At 58.1% G+C, this 18,854-nt stretch carries 17 protein-coding genes and 7 tRNA genes; 2 read left to right on the top strand and 22 right to left on the bottom strand.

Annotated features, from left to right (window positions below; all coding sequences use genetic code 11):
* Positions 1-19: 19 nt before the first annotated feature.
* From DW151_RS06590 to DW151_RS06630, 9 genes are all read right to left on the bottom strand, one after another.
* On the bottom strand, positions 20-520 hold the full coding sequence (locus DW151_RS06590; protein WP_118335014.1) for a GNAT family N-acetyltransferase: 501 nt from the start codon (positions 518-520) through the stop codon (positions 20-22).
* A gap of 39 nt (positions 521-559) precedes the next feature.
* The gene (locus tag DW151_RS06595; protein WP_055250497.1) at positions 560-1,210 is read right to left on the bottom strand and encodes a tyrosine-protein phosphatase; all 651 of its coding nucleotides are present in this window, start codon (positions 1,208-1,210) and stop codon (positions 560-562) included.
* Positions 1,211-1,227: 17 nt separating this feature from the next.
* Positions 1,228-1,965: a CpsD/CapB family tyrosine-protein kinase gene (locus tag DW151_RS06600; RefSeq protein ID WP_055250501.1), complete on the bottom strand. Its 738-nt coding sequence runs from the start codon at positions 1,963-1,965 to the stop codon at positions 1,228-1,230.
* 2 nt (positions 1,966-1,967) lie between these two features.
* Positions 1,968-2,624: a YveK family protein gene (locus DW151_RS06605; RefSeq protein ID WP_118288828.1), complete on the bottom strand. Its 657-nt coding sequence runs from the start codon at positions 2,622-2,624 to the stop codon at positions 1,968-1,970.
* Positions 2,625-2,819: 195 nt separating this feature from the next.
* Positions 2,820-4,244 carry a cell wall metabolism sensor histidine kinase WalK gene (locus DW151_RS06610; protein ID WP_118335016.1) on the bottom strand — a complete coding sequence of 475 codons (1,425 nt, stop codon included), beginning with the start codon at positions 4,242-4,244 and terminating at the stop codon, positions 2,820-2,822.
* Between the two features lie 3 nt (positions 4,245-4,247).
* The gene (locus DW151_RS06615) at positions 4,248-4,976 is read right to left on the bottom strand and encodes a response regulator transcription factor (protein ID WP_118288829.1); all 729 of its coding nucleotides are present in this window, start codon (positions 4,974-4,976) and stop codon (positions 4,248-4,250) included.
* Between the two features lie 64 nt (positions 4,977-5,040).
* The gene (pstB, locus tag DW151_RS06620) at positions 5,041-5,916 is read right to left on the bottom strand and encodes a phosphate ABC transporter ATP-binding protein PstB (protein ID WP_199579912.1); all 876 of its coding nucleotides are present in this window, start codon (positions 5,914-5,916) and stop codon (positions 5,041-5,043) included.
* Between the two features lie 103 nt (positions 5,917-6,019).
* Positions 6,020-7,258, bottom strand: coding sequence for a sensor histidine kinase KdpD (locus tag DW151_RS06625; RefSeq protein ID WP_118335018.1), 1,239 nt, complete (start codon positions 7,256-7,258; stop codon positions 6,020-6,022).
* Between the two features lie 26 nt (positions 7,259-7,284).
* Complete coding sequence (locus DW151_RS06630; protein WP_118335020.1) at positions 7,285-7,980, bottom strand: response regulator transcription factor; 696 nt, start codon at positions 7,978-7,980, stop codon at positions 7,285-7,287.
* A gap of 197 nt (positions 7,981-8,177) precedes the next feature.
* Here DW151_RS06630 and DW151_RS06635 point away from each other — a divergent pair, with 197 nt between their 5' ends.
* On the top strand, positions 8,178-9,518 hold the full coding sequence (locus DW151_RS06635; RefSeq protein WP_118335022.1) for a D-alanyl-D-alanine carboxypeptidase family protein: 1,341 nt from the start codon (positions 8,178-8,180) through the stop codon (positions 9,516-9,518).
* A 130-nt stretch (positions 9,519-9,648) separates the two neighbouring features.
* Here the strand turns inward: DW151_RS06635 and DW151_RS06640 are convergent.
* The 9 genes from DW151_RS06640 to serS form a co-directional block, all read right to left on the bottom strand.
* Positions 9,649-9,739 (bottom strand) — tRNA-Ser (locus DW151_RS06640).
* Between the two features lie 92 nt (positions 9,740-9,831).
* Complete coding sequence (locus DW151_RS06645) at positions 9,832-12,273, bottom strand: lipopolysaccharide assembly protein LapB (protein WP_117655502.1); 2,442 nt, start codon at positions 12,271-12,273, stop codon at positions 9,832-9,834.
* A 375-nt stretch (positions 12,274-12,648) separates the two neighbouring features.
* Positions 12,649-12,725: transfer RNA gene (locus DW151_RS06650), tRNA-Arg, on the bottom strand.
* 158 nt (positions 12,726-12,883) lie between these two features.
* Positions 12,884-12,960, bottom strand: a tRNA-Arg gene (locus tag DW151_RS06655).
* Positions 12,961-13,118: 158 nt separating this feature from the next.
* Positions 13,119-13,195, bottom strand: a tRNA-Arg gene (locus tag DW151_RS06660).
* Between the two features lie 158 nt (positions 13,196-13,353).
* Positions 13,354-13,430 (bottom strand) — tRNA-Arg (locus DW151_RS06665).
* Positions 13,431-13,785: 355 nt separating this feature from the next.
* Positions 13,786-13,862: transfer RNA gene (locus DW151_RS06670), tRNA-Arg, on the bottom strand.
* Positions 13,863-13,942: 80 nt separating this feature from the next.
* Entirely contained in the window at positions 13,943-14,320 is a 378-nt protein-coding gene (locus tag DW151_RS06675; RefSeq protein WP_118335024.1) for a hypothetical protein, read from the bottom strand.
* Between the two features lie 171 nt (positions 14,321-14,491).
* Positions 14,492-15,775 (bottom strand): serine--tRNA ligase, encoded by a 1,284-nt coding sequence (gene serS / locus DW151_RS06680; protein ID WP_055285929.1) that lies wholly within the window; start codon positions 15,773-15,775, stop codon positions 14,492-14,494.
* 111 nt (positions 15,776-15,886) lie between these two features.
* Between serS and DW151_RS10670 the strand changes: the two genes are divergently transcribed.
* Complete coding sequence (locus tag DW151_RS10670) at positions 15,887-16,060, top strand: DUF6724 family protein (protein WP_168170424.1); 174 nt, start codon at positions 15,887-15,889, stop codon at positions 16,058-16,060.
* Between the two features lie 156 nt (positions 16,061-16,216).
* Here DW151_RS10670 and proC read toward each other — a convergent pair whose 3' ends face one another.
* The 4 genes from proC to DW151_RS06700 form a co-directional block, all read right to left on the bottom strand.
* The gene (gene proC, locus DW151_RS06685; RefSeq protein WP_117628982.1) at positions 16,217-16,987 is read right to left on the bottom strand and encodes a pyrroline-5-carboxylate reductase; all 771 of its coding nucleotides are present in this window, start codon (positions 16,985-16,987) and stop codon (positions 16,217-16,219) included.
* A 73-nt stretch (positions 16,988-17,060) separates the two neighbouring features.
* Positions 17,061-17,531 carry a 23S rRNA (pseudouridine(1915)-N(3))-methyltransferase RlmH gene (gene rlmH / locus DW151_RS06690; protein WP_118335026.1) on the bottom strand — a complete coding sequence of 157 codons (471 nt, stop codon included), beginning with the start codon at positions 17,529-17,531 and terminating at the stop codon, positions 17,061-17,063.
* Positions 17,532-17,537: 6 nt separating this feature from the next.
* A complete protein-coding gene (locus DW151_RS06695; RefSeq protein WP_118335028.1) occupies positions 17,538-18,476 on the bottom strand; it encodes an SPFH domain-containing protein in 939 nt (312 codons plus the stop codon).
* Positions 18,477-18,764: 288 nt separating this feature from the next.
* Positions 18,765-18,851: transfer RNA gene (locus DW151_RS06700), tRNA-Leu, on the bottom strand.
* Positions 18,852-18,854 lie beyond the last annotated feature (3 nt).

The raw sequence follows: 18,854 nt of genomic DNA on the forward strand, positions 1-18,854 counted from the left end.
CGGCAGGAAAGGAACGTCCCTATCTGCCATCTACGCGCTTGGCCATCCAAACATGGGGCTGGCCCTCGTCTTCGTAGTCCACCGGGGCAATCTGCGTGTAACCCGCCTTGGCATAGAGTGGTAGCACGTATTCCTGCGCGTGCAGCTTAATGAGCTTGGCGCCGGCATCACGCGCGCACGTATCACTGGCCTCGACAATCTTGCTCGCCAAACCGCGACGGCGCATGCTCGGCAGCACGGCCACGCGCCCCATAATGTAGGTCTCCCCCGCCGCGACGCCTTCGTCCAAGTCGCACGCCGGCGACATCGGAGCCTCTGCGTCAGCTGCGCGCTCAAGCTCTTCGGGAAACACGCGCGAGCAACCGGCAAGCTCGCCGTCTACATAGAGCGTCACATGAATGCAGTTCGGATCCTCGTCGATAGCGTCAAACTCGTTCTCGTAGCCCTGCTCGTCCATAAAAACGACGCGGCGCACCAACGCCGCGTCATCAAAGCATCCCGTCTTAAGTTGGATATCCATGGCTGCCCTTTCATTCAATGCGAACGTTAGGGACAGATTTTAGCGAAAATGAGCTCCGCGCACGCTAAACTTCGCGCGAGCCTTCGCCAGGCAGTCGTAATGACCCACGTTATGGGCATCGCTCGCGATGAAGCTGTACAGGTTCTGATCGAACAGGCGCTGTGCCGGCTTTTTCTCGCGACCAAAGCGACCGCCGGCAATAAAGTCCGCCGAAGCCTGCAGCTTGCAGCCCATATCGACCAGGCGCTCCGCCACGCTTACATCCTTTTGAACCGCACGATAGCGCTCAGGATGAGCGATGATCACCTGGTAGCCACGGCACTGCAAATCGTAAATCGTGTTCTCGTACTCTCTAAACGCATACGCATCGGCATGCGTCGAAAGCTCGAGCAGAAACTCGTTGGTCCCATCGAAATGCAAGTGATCCGCGGCATCGATACCAAGCTCAACGAGCTTTCGATGATTGACCTCGAAGCCCATCTGGAGCGGAAAACCGTCAGCGTTATCGCGCAGCAGCTCAAAGGCATCCCACATCTTGTCGTAATCAAAATAGGGATCACGGCAGTGAGGAGTGCAAACGATTCTGGTTACACCGGCCCGCTTGGCAGCCTCGAGCATCGCCAAGCTCTCTTCGAGATCGGCGGCGCCGTCGTCTACACCCGGCAAGATATGGCAATGAATGTCACGCATAGGTCAGCCTTAATCAACTAAACGTTTGCTCGGTTGGTGAAGATGCCCTTTTTGGAAGTGCCCTGATCGTCGGAGCCCTTCTTAACCTTCTTACCGTCCTTGGTGTAGTAAGAATAGTAGTACTCGCTGGTCTCGGTCTCACAGTAATTCATGACGGTACCGATGAGTTTGACCTTCTCGGACTTCTTAAGCTGGGCGATAGCGTTGAGCGCCTCTTCGCGCTTGGTAAAGTCCTCGCGCACCACGAACAGCGCGCCGTCGGTCAAGCTGGCAATCTCAGCAGCATCGATGAAGGTGCCGACCGGAGGAGCATCGAAGATGACGTACTGGAACTTGGCGGACAGTGCCTTTACCAGCTTGGCAAAGCGATGGGAGACGATGATGTCGGCAGGATTGGGAATGTGCGGCTCGGCATCGAGGAAGTAGAAGTTCTTCTGACCCGTCTCGACAATTGCCTGGTCAATGGAGATCTGCTCGGAAAGGACCGCATAGAGTCCGCCGCGCGAACGAACGCCGAGCATATCGGAAAGGGACCTGCGGCGCATATCGGCCTCGACCAGGAGCACGGACTTGCCGCTCGTGGCGATTGCCTGAGCAAGGTTAATGGAAACCGTAGACTTGCCCTCGTTGGGAATCGAGGAGGTAACGGTGATGGTGCGAATGGGGTCATCCACGCTCGCAAAGCGGATGTTGGCCAGAAGGGTCTTGGCGGCATTCTGTACAACGAGCTTATCGGTGTTCTTTGCCTTAGCCATGCCTATTTACCACCTTTCATAGCCGGAATTCGGCCAACAACGGGAATACCCAGGAGCTCTTCTGCCTCTTCGGCACCGCGGATGCGGGTATTGAGCATGTCTGCCAAAACGACATAGGCAACTGCGATAAAGATACCGGCGAGGAACGCGACGGCAATATACAGCGTGCGCTTGGGGCCGCTGGGGGCTTCGGGGGTCTTAGCCTCGTCGATAACGTTGATGCTCTGGGCAGCGCCGACGTTCTGAGCGACCGTACTCACCGAGCTGGCCATGGCCTTTGCGACCTTAGCCGTCTCCTTGGCATCGGTGCCGGTAACCGAAAGCGTAATGACACGCGTGGTGGTCTCGGAGGAAACAGACACCTTGTAGTCATCCAGATCGGTGAGGCCCAATTCATTGGCTGCACCGCTCTTAACGCTATCGCTATCCAGCAGCGTGGCGATATCGTTGGAAAGCATCTGGCTCGCCGAGAGATCGTTGTAGCTCATCTGACCGCTATCGTCGGTCTTGGCGAGAATGTACATGCTCGTCGTCGCGGTGTAGGTGTTGTCCATCGCAACGAAGGACACGATGCCCATGGCGATCGCGCAGACCACCGGAAGGGTGATGACCAGCTTGAGGTGCTTTTTGAGCAGCTGGAACAGTTCGAGAAGGGTCATGCAGCTTGCCTTTCATTTCCCCAGTTCGGATTGACAAAACTGTCCGTATGTTATCGCATCTTTTTACCGAGACCAAACTCTATACATAAGAAACAGGCTCTCCTGTAAAAATGTCGGAAGCAATCGTAAAATTGCACAACAACGCCGCACCCGAAAGTCAAATGCGGCGTCTACATCAATATCTATGTTGTATCGCTATGCGAATGGTTCGTCCTGCTGTATGGGAAACGTCACCGTAATGGTGGTTCCCACGCCCAACTCGCTCGACAGATCGAGCGTGGCGTGATGATACAGGGCCGCATGCTTGACAATGGCAAGCCCCAGGCCGGTTCCGCCGCGTGCCTTGGACCTACTCTTGTCCACGCGATAGAACCGCTCAAATACCTTGCCCTGTTCTTCAGGCGCGATACCGATTCCCGTGTCGGCGACAGCGAGGAACGGATGGCCTTCGTCGTTGGTGCCGCACTGCAGCGTAACCGTACCGCCGGGCCGATTGTAGCGGATGGCGTTGCTTGCCAGATTATAGATGAGCTCGTCGACCAAGCGCGACACGCCTTCGATGACCACAGGCTTGGTCTCATGACTTATCGTCACATTCGCCTGACGGGCAACCTGTTCAAGACGCTGCTCAACCGCGTAGATCGCACGCGAGAGCTCAATAGGCTCCGTGGACCCAATGGGCACTGCCTCGCCTTCAGTTGCACGTTCGGCCTCGTCCAAGTTAGACAGCGTAAGGATGTCGTTGACAAGCGCTGCCAAGCGGCCCGCCTCACGATAGATGCGACCGCCAAAGTTGCGCAGGTCGTCCTCGCCCTCGACCATGCCATTTGCGATGAGCTCGGCATAGCCCGAAATCGCCGTAAGCGGCGTCTTGAGCTCATGGGTGATATTCGCCGTGAACTCGCGGCGCATACGGTCGCTGTCCGCTAGCACCGCCATTTGGCGCTTGAGTTCCTGGCGCTGCGACTCGATACGCTCAAGCATGGGGACCATCTCGGCATAGGCGTGCTCATAGCTACGGCGTGGGTGGTCCAAATCCACCTCTTGCAACGGCGCGATGATGGCACGGGACTCACGGCGCGCCATAAAAAACGAGAGTACCGCACCCGCTGCTGCGATAAGCAGCATCGGCGCCAGCATCGACAGCAAAATCGCCGCAACGCCAGGCTGGGCCTGCGCCAAGCGGACGACCTGGCCGTTATCAAGGGTGACGGCGCGATACAGCATAATCTCGTCGAGTGTAGAGCTTGCGCGCTCCGCGGAACCCGAACCACTCTCAAAGGCCTCGATGACCTCGGGGCGATCGCCATGGTTGGGCAGTGTGGAAGGCGACGCCTCGTTGTCGTAGGCGACCGATCCATCCTTGTTAATCAGCGTGATGCGCAAGTCCTCGCGATCGAGGCTACGCAAGAACGGGATGGGCTCCTGCTGCTCGTCGAGGGCGGCAGCAATGAGCTCAGTTTCCTGCGCCAGATTGGCACTCGTGGCATCCGCCAAAGTGTTTTGCACAAAGAACGCACCCAGCACCGTAAACGCCACGATAACCGCCATGGCGCAGACAAAGATCGTCACAAAAACGCGGTGCGACAGCGTATGTTTTCCCTGGGGGGCGAAGACCACGGGTTACCCCTCCGATGCGGTGGCCGCGGTGTCGTCGCCTTCGGCACCATCACCGGCAGAAGGCTCGGCCAGGCGATAACCCACGCCGCGCACGGTCTCGATGGCGCTGGCATGCTCGCCCAGTTTTTGGCGAAGCGTCTGCACGTGCACGTCAACGGTGCGCGAACCGCCGTCGAAGTCCCAGCCCCACACGCTCTGCAGCAACGACTCGCGGGTAAAGACCACGCCGGGCTTGCGCATGAGGTACTCGAGCAGGTCGAACTCGCGCAGGGTGAGCTTAAGCGGCTCGCCGGCAACGGTCACCTCGCGATGGCTGGGCGAAAGCACGATGTCGCCCACGCTGAGCACATCGCTCGCCTGCTTGACCATGCCGCCGCGACGCAGCAGTGCGCGGCAGCGGCTCGCAAGCTCCATGAGCGAAAACGGCTTAGTCAGGTAATCGTCGGCACCGCCATCGAGCGCCATCACCTTGTCGAGTTCGGTGTCCTTGGCGGTAAGCATCATGATGGGCACCGTCGCCGTCAGGCGATCGGCACGCAGGCGACGCATAATCGCCAAGCCATCGGTGTCGGGCAGCATGATATCGAGCAGCACAGCATCGGGCACCCGTCGCGCCACGGCAGCTTTAAACTCGCCATCGCACGAAAAGCCCTCGGCCTCGATTCCCTGCTTGCGCAGCGCGTAGACTGTCAAATCCCTGATGTTGTCATCGTCCTCGACGTAATAGATCATGTTGAACCCCTTTGCGGCCGATATGACCGCATCTTAACCCTAAAGGCACCTTTACTAGATGGTATCAGCCAAAACGCCCCGTCAAATAATCCGCCGTACGCGGATCGGACGGATTCTTGAAGAGTTGCGCGGCAGGCGCGTGCTCCACCAGCTCACCCAGCAAAAAGAATGCGACCGAATCGGAAATACGCGCGGCCTGCTGCATGTTGTGCGTCACAACCACCAGCGTGCAAGTCTCCTTGAGCGCGCAGGCAAGCTGCTCCACCACGAGCGTCGACACAGGGTCGAGCGCCGAGGTCGGCTCGTCCATCAGCAGAATGTCGGGCTGCACGGCAAGTGCGCGGGCGATGCACAGGCGTTGCTGCTGACCGCCCGAAAGACCCAGGCCCGACTCCTTGAGCTTGTCCTTGACCTCATCCCATAGCGCAGCGCGACGAAGGGAGTCCTCGACCAGCTCATCGAGCACGGCGCGGTCGCGCACACCCATACCGCGAGGACCGTAGGCGACGTTGTCGTAGATGCTCATGGGAAATGGGTTGGGGCGTTGGAACACCATGCCCACGCGCTGGCGCAAACGGCAGATGTCGCAATCGCCCAGGATATCTTGACCATCGAGCGCAATCTTGCCCTCGATGCGGCAATCCTTGATGCCGTCGTTCATGCGGTTAAAGCAGCGCAGCAACGTGGACTTTCCGCAGCCCGAAGGCCCGATGAACGAAGTGATCTGCTTGTCGCGAATTTTGATGTTCACGTCCTTGAGCGCATGATGGTCGCCGTAAAACAGGTCAAGGCCCTCAACATCGATGCGCGTCGGCGAGGCGGCAAGGTCCTGCGCCGTGGGGTGAGTCGCATCCCCAACTTCGCGCTCGTGCGCGGCCTCGGCTTGCGCCTCCATGAGTCCCTCAAGCTCCGTAGGCTCCATCGCCGCAGCAGCCGTCATACCGCATACCTCCATATCGATTTCAATTCAGCAGTATCGATAGTAGAAATCGCAGCTCATACGCACGTGAGCGCATTGTCAGGTGTTTGTAAGGGCACCTACGCTACGCAGCGGGCAGCTCGATGGTAAAGACGGTATGCTCGGGCGTCGATTCGCACGCGATGGTACCGCCGTGCGCGCATACAATCTCCTTGGCGATGGCCAGACCCAGCCCAGCACCGCCGCGATTGGTCGCACGTGCCGCGTCCAAGCGATAGAACTTCTCAAAAATCACCTTGAGCTTAGCCGCCGGAATCGGATCACCCTGATTGATAAAGCGAATTCGCACGCCGCCGTCATCTTGGCGCCCAGCCTCAATCGTGATGGTCGATCCTTCGTAGCTATAGGCGATGGCGTTTTTCATGATGTTGTTGAACACGCGAGCCATCTTGTCGCCATCCACGAGCACCGTCAGGTCCTCACGCACATCAACTTGGACATCTTTGTGCTGCTCGTTGAGAATGGGATAGAACTCATCGACCACCTGCGCCAGCAGCAATCCCAGGTCGACGTAGCCGCGCGTGAGCACAATATCGTGGAAGTCAAAGCGCGTGATATCAAAGAACTCCTCAATAAGCGCGTCGAGTCGGTGCGCCTTGTCGAGCGCCACGCCCGTAAAGTGCGCGCGCTGCTCAACCGGCAGGTCGGGCGCCTCCTGCAACAGCGAGAGGTAGCCCACCACGCTGGCAAGCGGCGTGCGCAAGTCATGCGCCAAGTATGTGACCAAGTCGTCCTTGCGATGCGACTCGTCGCGTAGGGCTTGCTGCACCTTACGCTCGCGATCGCGCGCGCGGTTGAGCGCACCCTCGACCTCCAGGAAGTCTCCGTCGATGTTGTCCCAGGCGTCAGGATGATCGATCAGGCGGTCCTGGATACGGGCCGCAAGCACGCGGTCGGAATGCTGCTCACCCTGCTCATAGCCCTGGTAGTACAGAGCACGGCCGCAAAAGAACAAGACGCACACGGCAAGCGCCAGGACAAAGCCAAGCATGTTGAATACAAAGCCGGCATCGAACAGCACCGGTCCCTTAATGCCACCGAGTGCCACGGTGCCAATCGCCAGCGTCATGACCCACGCGGCACCGCCGATTACCACGCAACGACGCACGATTTCAAAGCGATCGATCAGCAAGAAGCCGATGAGTAGCACCGCCAAGATACCGGCGATGTTATCAATGCCGATTAGCAGCAGACTCAGCAAAAAGAGCAGCACCGTCGCGAGCGCGCGATTATCGACGACCGCCCTCACGTATTCAAAGAGCCGATCGGGCACCTCGAACGCCTGCCTATCGTCTTTTGTCATATCAATATCCTCACAAGCGAAAAGCGTTATTCGATGATGTAGCCGACGCCCCAGACGTTTTTGATAAAACGCGGCTTCTGAGCGTCGTCACCAATCTTTTCGCGCAGGTGACGAATGTGCACCATCACCGTATTGTTGGAGCCGGGCATAAAGTCCTCGTTCCACACCGCGCGGAACAGGTCCTCCACGGGCACTACGCTGCCGCGATGCTCGGCCAGATACAGCAAGATGGAATACTCGATGGGCGTGAGGCGCACCGGCGCACCGTCCACCGTCACGGAGCGAGCGTCACGGTTGATCTCGAGGCCGTCGAGCTGGAGGGTCGGCAACTCGGTCGCCTGCGCGCGGCTACCGTAGCTGGTGTAGCGACGCAACTGAGCATGAACGCGCGCGATGAGCTCCAGCGGGCGGAACGGCTTGACCACGTAATCGTCCGCGCCAAGCGAAAGGCCTTCGATCTTATCCTGCTGGGCATCGCGAGCCGTCAACATAATTACGGGATAGGTATGGCTGGCACGAATCGTGCGCAGCAGTTCAAAGCCGTCGATATCAGGCAGCATGACATCGAGCAGCGCCAGGTCAAACTCTTGTTCCAGAATTGCCTTGGCCGCATCGGCCCCGCTGTAGGCGATCTGGACGTCAAAGCCCTCCTTTGTAAGGTAGATACCAACCAGGTCGGCGATGGCCTTCTCGTCATCAACTACCAGTATGCGCTCGTTCATGCGTGCTCCTCTCGCGCTCCATTATGCCCGAGGCGGCGCCCGCCACACACAACAAGCGTGGGCGATTAAGTCGACCTTAAGCATCCTTGCGCCCGTTCGAGCACGAATGCGGGCCATGCGCGCTCGCAACGATCGTCGTCGCCGGCAAACGATATACTCTAGTGCCAGAAGAGACCATCCCGTCGAAAGCGAAATCTGTGAAGTCCCTCACCTCTTTTGCAAAGCGCTCAGCCCGGCTTGCCGCTGGCTTTGCCTGCGCCATCGCCCTTGTTGCCGGCGCGCCCGCTGTTGCCGGCGCCCAAGTGCTCACGACCGACGACGTCTGCGGCAAGACCGCCGACGTCCGCGGCATCACGGCAGAAAACCTGCCCGATATCGAGGCAACTAATGCCCTTGTTATGGGCAAGGACGGCACCGTCTACTATGGACGCGGCGCCGATGAGCAGGTAAAGATTGCCTCGATCACCAAGGTCATGACCGCAATCCTGACCGTCGAAAACTGCAAGATGGACGAGAAGGTCACGGTGAGCAACGCTGCCGCCACCGTAGGCAACTCGACCGCCGGCCTGCTCGAAGGCGACAAGCTCACCGTGGAGCAGGCACTACGCGGCCTGATGATCCCCTCGGGCAACGACGCCGCCATCGTGCTTGCCGAGTACGTGGGCAAAAAGATCGACCCCAAGACCAAAGACGCCGAGGCAACCTTTGTGAAGGCTATGAACGAGCGCGCCAAAAAGCTCGGCTGCACCGGCACGGTCTTTGAGAACCCACACGGTCTGGACTTTGATGAGTGGGCCGGCGACATGCACTCAACCGCACATGACGTGGCACTGATGATGCGGGAAGCCATGAAAAACGACACGATTCGTGAAGTCGTCGCGAGCGAGGATTCTTGGATTGAGGTCACGGGCGCCGATGGCTCAGACCATTCGCATTCCATGGACACGCACAACGTTTTGCTCGGTCAGGACGGAAACATTGGCGGCAAGACCGGCACCACCGACGACGCGGGCTATTGCTTTACGAGCGCCTACAACCGCGACGGCGACGAGATCTACACCGTAATTTTGAACTCCACCACCACCGACCAGCGCTTTACCGATACCGCCACCCTTGCCAACTGGTACTACGGCCACAAGGTCACGGTCGCAATCGCCAACACGCAGGAGAAGACCGCCAACGGTAACCCGCTCATGGCACGCATTAGCCAGACAGATTGGACGGACAAGACGATCGACGCCACGCTCGCCGACCCTGCCGCACAGGCAACGGTGTTCTCACTCGCCGGCGAAGTGACCGAAAAGGTTAACTACGATGACCTTTCGGGCACGGTGCATGTTGGCGATAAGGTGGGCAGCGTTACGCTTAAGCAGGACGGCACCAAGATCGCCGTTATGGACCTGGTCGCCGACGAGGAAGGAACGGGGCCGAATCCCATTGAATGGCTCCTTGTGAAGCTTGATCGCTTGGGCCGTCGCATCGACAACCGCCCGCTCACGGCAGAAAGCGAGACCGTCGCCAAGGCGCCCGAGGTGTAGGGCGCAAGAATAATAAGCCCACTGAAAGGAGGCGTCCGAAAGGATGCCTCCTTTTTTGAGGTTCGAATCCCCAGCTAACGTGGTTCAACTAAAAAAGGGTCCCTTTCGGAACCCTTCTTTAAAGTCTTACTGGCGGAGAGCTGGGGATTCGAACCCCAGATGCCCTTTTGGGGCATACTCGCTTAGCAGGCGAGCACCTTCGGCCTCTCGGTCAGCTCTCCGTAACAGCCGTTCTATAGTAACCAAACAGCCAAGGATGAGCAAGAGGAAATTTTCTAATTGCCTAGCAGCCTTTCCTTCTTGAAAGCTTCACCTACCCCAGCGAGCGGTTGAGGGAGCCGAGCTCGTCGTTGCCCATGGTGCGCCACATTTGGAAGATACAACCGCGCGCCAGGAAAAAGAAACCGTTGTCGACCAGTTGCACAGCGGCATCTGCCAGCTGATTCGTCACGGCGGACACTGGCGGCAGCTCTAGTCCAGCCTTATGGATGGTCTCGACCGCTTCCTCGAACGTCGGAGGCTCGCTGACGCCCATCTCGTTCATAAGGCCCTGCATTTCTTCCAGCGCGCTGCTGCCCGACTCCTCGCCGCGCGGCACCAGACGGTAACAAGCCAGCGCCAGGTCGAGCTGATCGCAATTCCAATAGGCAAACGCCAAGCGATAGAACAGGTAGCCGATTGCAGAACGATCGCTGGCAATACGTAGGCCGTGGCGCGCCACCTCGATAATCTCGTCAAAGCGCTCCAGACGCGCAAGCACGTTGATGAGCGCAAAGTGCGACTGCATGGACGAGCGCGCCAGATCGTAAAGATGGCGCACCTCGGGCAGTGCTCGTTCAAAGTCCTCTTGCTCGGCGTAAAAGCTGCAGATCTCGTGCTGGGCAAAGTACAGCGCATCGGGCGCACGAAGGATTCGCACAGAGCGGTCTTCTTCCAACACCGGTAGCACCATGCGCACCAGCTGGTTATCGCAAAACTGCGTTTGAACCGGACCTGTCGCCAAAAGCTCGGCGACGGCGCACTTAGCCTCCAACTCCTCAACAAGACGGGAAAAGCCTTCAAAAGCACCTGTACGGTCGACTTTTGCCTGCTCGCGCAATTCAACAACACGGGCCACGTATGGGTCGTCGTCCTCTTCCATGACCTCCAGCTCGTCAGCCGTATCGGCAAGCAGCAGATCGCGCAGTGCCGGCGGCAGCATGCGATGGTCATCACGCGGACGAGCATGAACCTCCGCCGGCTCAATCGTCTCCGGAGCGGTTGACTCATACGCCTCAAGCACACGCTTGCACGGCATATCGTCCATGTCCATGCTCTCAAGATCCTTGGCGACAGGCACGCAATCGGCCAGATAGGCCGCGCGCCCAAAGAAATACGTTGCGACAACGCACTCGCCCTGCTCACTGTCGGGAGCAGCAATCTGCACATAGCAGCGCGTGATGCAGGTGCCCGCGGCAAAACACGCTGCCGCAAGCGTGAGCGCCACGCGCGCATCGTGCTCCGCGGCCCAGATCGTGCGCGTGTCCTCGTCCAGCTCGTGCCAGGCGTCATCTTGAGCGTCGTATTCACGTTGCGGCATGGCATCAACGACAGACTGCCCAAACCGAACGAGCATAATCCCCTCGGCAACGTTTGCCCGATAGGTATAGTCGAGCCGCGTGACCACGTTAAGCGCCTCGACAATACGCGCGAAGCGGGTACGCACATCCCACTCACCGCCCGGCTGGCAAGCCACCGTACCCGGTTTGCCCCACGGGTTATCGCTCGAGGCCGTATCAAGCAGTCGGGGAACATCGTTGGTCGTCTTGGCGATATGCCACGCATCAAAGAGCGCGCAGCCCTCAAGGCTCGGCGAGGATGCCGCAGGGACCAATCCGGCCCCGATGTGCTCAAGGATGCCGGAGAGACGGTTAAGACGGCACTCGATGGCAAGCAGCATGTCAATCTCGTCCTGGTCCAGCAGGCTGCGATCAAAATTGAGATAGAAAAGCTTTGAGCGATCGATGCGAGCCAGGCTCATCTCGGACTTAGCGGCGATGGTGCGCAAGCGAGGCAAGTCAATTTCACTCATAAGGGCGGCGGCATAGCGCTCGATACCGCTCGGATTCTCGGCATGGTCAACGCGGTAGAGCAGCGTCTCGATAGCGTCAGGTAGCGGTGTCGTGTTAAAGCCCAAAAACACCTCGACCGGCTCGGGCAGCTTTACGAGCTTGATCTTGTCGACAACGTTTTGCATACCCTCGTCGAGTCCGTCGGCGTCCGCCGTGCTCGCAATGGTATTTTCGGAGTCAGCGAATATCACGTAGCGCAGGAACATCGATGCCATGAACTCACCGTAAGGAAGGGAGCGGGTCGAATTCCATGTCTCGTGATCGGACTGCTCGCGCATGGGACCTTCGGGAGAGCCGACGGTTCGCGCGCACGCGCGCATCGTGCCGTTTGCTCCCCTCACCATAATCTCACCAATACCGGAGTCCGACTCGTCAAGGACCAGTTCCATGTCGGGATCGTTGGGCAGCGGAGCCTCGCTGACGGGGCGGTCCACCTTGTACACCTCGCCCGAAACGCTTACGTAGCCCAAAAGCGACACATGGCTTTTGCCAACGAATTCGACGACATAACAAGATTCATGCTGATCCTCGCCAAAGAGTTTCCAGACCACGCCATATGAGCGTCCCGCAGGCTGCTCGGGCATCGCCGGAAAGCGCTTCTTGGGATCGAGAAACCTGAGCTTGTATGTCGGACGCTCTGCCACGGAATATCACCCTGATCGGTCGCTTGAAGAAGGAGTGGTCGCGAATAAGTCGCGACATCTACTCGGAATCTTACACGAGTCGACAGGAAATCGTCCGCTTTACGCCCGCGCCTCGACCGAGGTTCGAATCCATGCGGTGTTTACGTAAAAGAAAAGCCCCCGTTGCCGGGAGCTTTAATCTCAAATGGTGCGGCGTATAGGATTCCGCGCATCCGCTGCGCGGATCCGCACCGGCTTCGCCCGCCTGCCGGCGTGCTCGCCCGCGGGCTAAAAACGCTCCGCGTTTTCTTTACGCCCGCGCCTCGACCGAGGTTCGAATCCATGCGATGTTTACGTAAAAGAAAAGCCCCCGTTGCCGGGAGCTTTAATCTCAAATGGTGCGGCGTATAGGATTCGAACCTATGACGTTCTGATTCGTAGTCAGACCCTCTATCCAGCTGAGGTAACGCCGCGACTTGTTGATTATTATGCACAGGGACTGAATAATGGTCAAGCATTTTTTCAAAAAAAGTTATCGAATTTGATTTTTAATCATTTGGAGGGCTTGGCGCGATCTTCGACGCATCGCGATATAAGAAAAGCCCCCGTCGCCGGGAGCTTTAAAGCTAATTGGTGCGGCGTATAGGATTCGAACCTATGACGTTCTGATTCGTAGTCAGACCCTCTATCCAGCTGAGGTAACGCCGCGACTTGTTGATTATTATGCACAGGGACTGAATAATGGTCAAGCATTTTTTCAAAAAAAGTTATCGAATTTGATTTTTAATCATTTGGAGGGCTTGGCGCGATCTTCGACGCATCGCGATATAAGAAAAGCCCCCGTCGCCGGGAGCTTTAAAGCTAATTGGTGCGGCGTATAGGATTCGAACCTATGACGTTCTGATTCGTAGTCAGACCCTCTATCCAGCTGAGGTAACGCCGCGACTTGTTGATTATTATGCACAGGGACTGAATAATGGTCAAGCATTTTTTCAAAAAAAGTTATCGAATTTGATTTTTAATCATTTGGAGGGCTTGGCGCGATCTTCGACGCATCGCGATATAAGAAAAGCCCCCGTCGCCGGGAGCTTTAAAGCTAATTGGTGCGGCGTATAGGATTCGAACCTATGACGTTCTGATTCGTAGTCAGACCCTCTATCCAGCTGAGGTAACGCCGCAACGCACGGATTATTATGCACGCGAGCCCCCGATGGGTCAAGCGACAATTTGAAAAAAATTTTTACGGAGTGGTGATTAAGCTGTTCGCGCCTCGACCGAGGTTCGAATCCATGCCTGGTTTCCTAAAAAGAAAAGCCCCCGTTGCCGGAGGCTTCAAGTTCAATTGGTGCGGCGTATAGGATTCCGCGCATCCGCTTCGCGGATCCGCGCCGGCTTCGCCCGCCTGCCGGCGGACTCGCCCGCTCGCTAAAAACGCTCCGCGTTTTCTTGACGTTCGCGCCTCGACCGAGGTTCGAATCCATGCCTGGTTTCCTAAAAAGAAAAGCCCCCGTTGCCGGAGGCTTCAAGTTCAATTGGTGCGGCGTATAGGATTCGAACCTATGACGTTCTGATTCGTAGTCAGACCCTCTATCCAGCTGAGGTAACGCCGCAGCGCAAGACATATAAAACCACTTTAGTTCGTTAGAGTCAAGCAAAAACTCAAACTTTTTTTCGCGCGAGCCGCAATTTGTCACGCTGCACCACAAGCATCAGCGCTTCTCGTGCGATCGATTGGCTTTTCGATCACATCGAACCCGGCGCCAAACTCCCCCAGAAGCGACCGCACCCGTTGGGCACAGTCGTAGTCGGCAAACGAGATGCTCAGCATTTGGGCCACCTGATTAGAAGTTCCAACGCCATAGAAGTGCTCAAGGACAACAAGCGCCTCATGCGCCACAAAGGTCTCGACCACATGCGGCGACTCCTCATAGCACCATTGCGTCAATGGTCCCTCACTCGTCTGCCGAACCACCAAGCCACCCATACCCGACGGCTCGCACGTTACCAGCAGCTGCTCCCCGCCCTCATCGCTCTGGAACAAAACAACCCGCTCGTCGAACAGCCCCATCACATCCCCTTTCTCTTGCTCTTAGTTAGCAAAAGCATAGCAGGTAGATGCATGTATACAGAACGTCTGTTCGTGTGTTTTCTATCGAGCTGTCCGCACGGCATGGTATAGCCGTACACAAAAAGGGCGCCCCTAAAAGGAGCGCCCTCGCAAATCGCCTATGCAGCTAGTTTACGCGACCGGCTCGATCTTCTCGAGGCCGCCCATGTAAGGACGCAGAACCTCGGGGATCGTGATGGTGCCGTCGGCGTTCTGGTAGTTCTCCAGAATGGCAGCCATGGTACGACCAGCCGGCAGGCCGGAACCGTTAAGGGTGTGCAGGTAGCGCGAACCCTTGAAGTTCTCGGGGTCGCGATACTTGATGTTGGCACGACGGGCCTGGAAGTCGCCGCAATTGGAGCAGGAGCTGATCTCCTTGTAGGCGTTGTAGCTCGGCAGCCAAACCTCGATGTCGTAGGTCTGACGGGCAGAGAAGCCCAGGTCGCCGGTGCACAGGCTAATCACGCGATACGGCAGGCCCAGCTGCTGCAGCAGGTACTCGGCCTCGGCGGTCATGCTCTCGAGCTCCTCGTCGGACTCCTCCGGCTTGGCAAACTTAACCATCTCGACCTTGTCGAACTCGTGCTGGCGAATGATGCCGCGGGTGTCGCGACCGGCGGAACCGGCCTCCTCGCGGAAGCAGGGGGTGAAGGCAGTGTAGCGGCGAGGCAGAGTGTCGGCGTCCAGAACCTCACCGGCATGCAGGTTAGTCAGTACGACCTCGGCGGTAGGGATCAGGAAGTTGTCGCCCGAGACGTGATAGGCGTCGTCCTCAAACTTGGGCAGCTGGCCCGTACCGAACATGGTCTGACGCTTGACGACGATGGGCGGCCACCACTCCTTGAAGCCACGGCTCGTGTGCGTGTCCAGGAAGAAGTTGATAAGGGCGCGCTCCAGGCGGGCGCCGGCGCCACCGAGAACGGTGAAGCGGCTGCCGGAGAGCTTGTTGCCACGCTCGAAGTCGAGGATGTCCAGATCGGTGCCCAGATCCCAGTGCGGCTTAAAGTCGAAGTCGAACTCGCGCGGGGTGCCCCAACGACGGCGCTCGATGTTCTCGTCCTCGTCCTTGCCGTACGGCGTGGCCTCGCAAGGAATGTTGGGCAGGTGAGCCATGAAGTCGTACTGCTCCTGCTCGAGGGCGGTGCGGCGCTCGGCCAGACCGTCAATCTTCTCGTTGACGGCGCGCACGGCCTCTTTGGCGGCCTCGGCCTCGTCCTTCTTGCCCTCCTTCATCAGGGCGCCGATCTTCTTGGACTCGGCATTGCGCGTGGCTTGAAGTTCCTCAACCTCAGTGATGACGGCACGACGCTCGTCGTCGAGCTCAAAGAACTTCTCGCGATCCCAAGACGTCTGGCGGTTAGCCATGGCGACATCGATGGCATCGGGGTTCTCGCGAACAAACTTGATATCAAGCATTAGATCCTCCGGCGATATACATTCCATTTAGGTTGCAACCTTGTACATGTATGGGCAAGTATATACTTATGAGCGTTTACGACCCAACTCAACTACGCAAGAAGGCACCCAATGGACGCAGTTTTTTCCTTTTTGTTTGGCACCCGCACCGGTTTTGCCATCCTTTTCGCCGGCGGCATCCTGCTGTTTGCGATTATTGCCTTTGTAATGGAGAAGCGCACCCATAAGATGTATGTCGACCGCGGCCCCAAGTCCGAGGACGAAGAAGACAGCTTCTGGGACTAGCCTGCCAATAGGGACAGGTTTATTTTGGTTGGTTTTATCTGGGCAAACGCAAGCGCCCCGCAACTGGAATTGAGCCAGTTGCGGGGCACTTTTCGCTAAAAGGACAAAACCGCAGGAAAAACCTGCCAAAATAAACTGTCCCTTTTTTGGTCGGTTTTACTGGAGGGTTGCGTCGATTGCCTTGACCAGGGCGCTGCGCATGCCGGCGTCCTCGAGCGCAACGACGCCCTTGATGGTGGCACCACCGGGCGAGCATACGGCATCCTTCATCGCCGCAGGATGCTGGCCAGTTGCAAGCTGCAGCTTTGCCGTACCCAGCACCATCTGGCTCACAATGCGATAGGCATCAGCACGCGGGATACCGTGCTTGACCGCTGCATCGCCCAGGGCCTCGATTGCCATAGCGACAAATGCCGGAGCGCAACCACCCACCGTGCCGCCCACGAACAGCAGGCTCGTATCGAGCTCGACCACCGCACCGAGCTTGCCAAGCAGATCAAGCACCACTGCGCTCTGCTCATCACTAAGCGTGGAAGCCTTCTCGCAAGCGATGACGCCCTCGCCCACCGAAACCGGCGTGTTGGGCACCGTCGAGATATGCGCGACGCCCGGCAGGACCTGCTCCCACTTGGCACTGTCCCAGGTCCAGGCAACCGACAGAACGACCTTTTTGGCAAGAGCATCCTTGAGCGGGGCGAATACCTTCTCGATCATGTACGGCTTGACCGCAGCGACCACGATATCGGATGCGGCGACAACCTCGGCGGCATCGTGGCAAGCGGCCATCCCGCGCGCCTCACAGCGCTCAACCAGTGCGTCGTAGCGACCCGCACAGGCGCACATGTCGCTCGCAGCTACACCGGCAGCGATCCAGCCATCGGCCATAGCGCTCGCCATATTGCCAAAACCGACAAATCCAATCTTCATATCACATAGTCCTTTCAGACACATTCCTCAAAACGAAAGCTATTGTCCCACGCCATTGTTTCGTATTGCTGACCTATTTGTGATACGGCTCGCCGCGGCTAATCTTGCAGGCGCGGTAGATCTGCTCCAGCAGCACCACGCGCGCCAAGTTATGCGGCAAGGTAATACGTCCAAAGCTGAGCATCTCGTCGGCTCGCGCGCGCACGTCATCGCTCACGCCGTCCGATCCGCCAATTACAAAGGCGATGTCGCTGTTACCACGTAGCATAAGATCATCGAGCCGCGCCGAAAGTTCCTCGCTCGAGCGCTCTTTGCCCTCAATGGCCAGCAAGATCACATGTGCTCGAGACGGCAGGGCTGTAAGAATCGCCGCCCCCTCCTTGTCGCGCGCGACATCCACGCCGCCCGCCTTAGCCGGGTCGATATCGGCCACCTCGCGGATATCCACCTTGGCATAGGCACCTAGGCGCTTGGTGTACTCAGCGCACGCGTCCTTCCAAAAGCGCTCCTTGAGCTTACCGACGCAAACGACGGTGTATTTCACGCGCGCCTACTCCTTCGAATCGTTTTGAACTTTGCCGGCGGCCAGCATCTGCTCGAACATCGAGGCCGACTGCGAAAAGTCGCTCGGCAGCACGACCGTCGAGGTTTTACCCGTGCGAGCGAACTCCGTCATCATCTCAGACCACTGCGTAAACATGAACAGTTGGTTGGCCTCGTCATTGCCGACACCCGTCTCCTGGATGATCTCGAGCGAATCTTTGATACCCAGTGCGATGGCCTTGCGCTGGTTGGCGATGCCCTCGCCCGCCTTTTCCATTGCCTCGGCCTCGGCGGTCGCCTCGGTGACGCGCTTGATGCGGTCTGCCTCGGCGAGCTCCTGTGCCGCAGCGCGCTTGCGCTGGGCGGCGTTGATGTCGTTCATGGAGTTCTCAACCTCGGTCGGCAGTGCGATTTTGGTGATGAGCGTCGACACGAGGGTGAAGCCGTAGGCGGCCATCTGCTCGGAAACGGTAGCGTTGACATCCTTGGCGATGTCATCCTTCTTGGCAAAGACCTCATCGAGTGTGTAGACAGGAATCGAAGAGCGCAGGGCGTCGGTGATGAAGTCACGCATCTGGTCGACGGGCTCCTGCAGCATGTAGTAGCTCTTGTAGATGCCCGAATCTGCCGGGCCGGCGCCCATGTCGTAGCTCACGTGGTACTGAGCGGAGACCTCAAGGCCGATGGTCACGTTGTCCTGGGTCTTAACGTCGATGCCAAAACCGTTTTTCATGGTGCGCAGGCTCACCGTGGCGGCCTTGCGGTCGATCACGGGCACCTTCACGTGGAAGCCCGCGTTGACGATACGATTGAACCTACCCAAGCGCTCGATGATCACAGCGTGCTGCTGCTCAACGACGTAGCAGGCGTTGGGGAGCAGCAACAACAGGATGATGATGGGAATCAAAAGGCTGGTAAGGGCGGCGATGATACCGGAAAACAGCATGGTCTCTCCTCTGATAGGCACACGTTGGCATTAGGATACCCGTCCAAGGAGATCGTGCATAACAAAAAAGCTCCCATTGCTGGAAGCTCTTTCAATCCATGGTGCGGGCGAAAGGACGTCCGCGTATCCGCTTCGCGGATCCGCACCGGCTTCGCCCGCCTGCCGGCGGACTCGCCAGCTCGCTAAAAACGCTCCGCGTTTTCTTGACGCTCGCTCCTTCACAGGTTCAAGTCCCTGCGATGGGCCCATAACAAAAAAGCTCCCATTGCTGGGAGCTCTTTCAATCAATGGTGCGGGCGAAAGGACTTGAACCTTCATGGGGTTGCCCCCATACGGACCTGAACCGTACGCGTCTGCCAATTCCGCCACGCCCGCGTG

Source organism: Collinsella sp. AM13-34, assembly GCF_003473055.1.
Classification (GTDB): domain Bacteria; phylum Actinomycetota; class Coriobacteriia; order Coriobacteriales; family Coriobacteriaceae; genus Collinsella.

Bases quoted from the DNA above. Each gene is read 5' to 3' on its own strand.
- DW151_RS10670 (WP_168170424.1), top strand. From the start codon at position 15,887: ATGGACGCAGTTTTTTCCTTTTTGTTTGGCACCCGCACCGGTTTTGCC.
- DW151_RS06615 (WP_118288829.1), bottom strand. From the start codon at position 4,976: ATGATCTATTACGTCGAGGACGATGACAACATCAGGGATTTGACAGTC.
- DW151_RS06600 (WP_055250501.1), bottom strand. From the start codon at position 1,965: ATGGCTAAGGCAAAGAACACCGATAAGCTCGTTGTACAGAATGCCGCC.
- DW151_RS06595 (WP_055250497.1), bottom strand. From the start codon at position 1,210: ATGCGTGACATTCATTGCCATATCTTGCCGGGTGTAGACGACGGCGCC.
- DW151_RS06605 (WP_118288828.1), bottom strand. From the start codon at position 2,624: ATGACCCTTCTCGAACTGTTCCAGCTGCTCAAAAAGCACCTCAAGCTG.
- pstB (WP_199579912.1), bottom strand. From the start codon at position 5,916: ATGACGGCTGCTGCGGCGATGGAGCCTACGGAGCTTGAGGGACTCATG.
- DW151_RS06695 (WP_118335028.1), bottom strand. From the start codon at position 18,476: ATGCTGTTTTCCGGTATCATCGCCGCCCTTACCAGCCTTTTGATTCCC.
- DW151_RS06590 (WP_118335014.1), bottom strand. From the start codon at position 520: ATGGATATCCAACTTAAGACGGGATGCTTTGATGACGCGGCGTTGGTG.
- DW151_RS06625 (WP_118335018.1), bottom strand. From the start codon at position 7,258: ATGACAAAAGACGATAGGCAGGCGTTCGAGGTGCCCGATCGGCTCTTT.
- serS (WP_055285929.1), bottom strand. From the start codon at position 15,775: ATGCTTGATATCAAGTTTGTTCGCGAGAACCCCGATGCCATCGATGTC.
- DW151_RS06630 (WP_118335020.1), bottom strand. From the start codon at position 7,980: ATGAACGAGCGCATACTGGTAGTTGATGACGAGAAGGCCATCGCCGAC.
- proC (WP_117628982.1), bottom strand. From the start codon at position 16,987: ATGAAGATTGGATTTGTCGGTTTTGGCAATATGGCGAGCGCTATGGCC.
- DW151_RS06675 (WP_118335024.1), bottom strand. From the start codon at position 14,320: ATGGGGCTGTTCGACGAGCGGGTTGTTTTGTTCCAGAGCGATGAGGGC.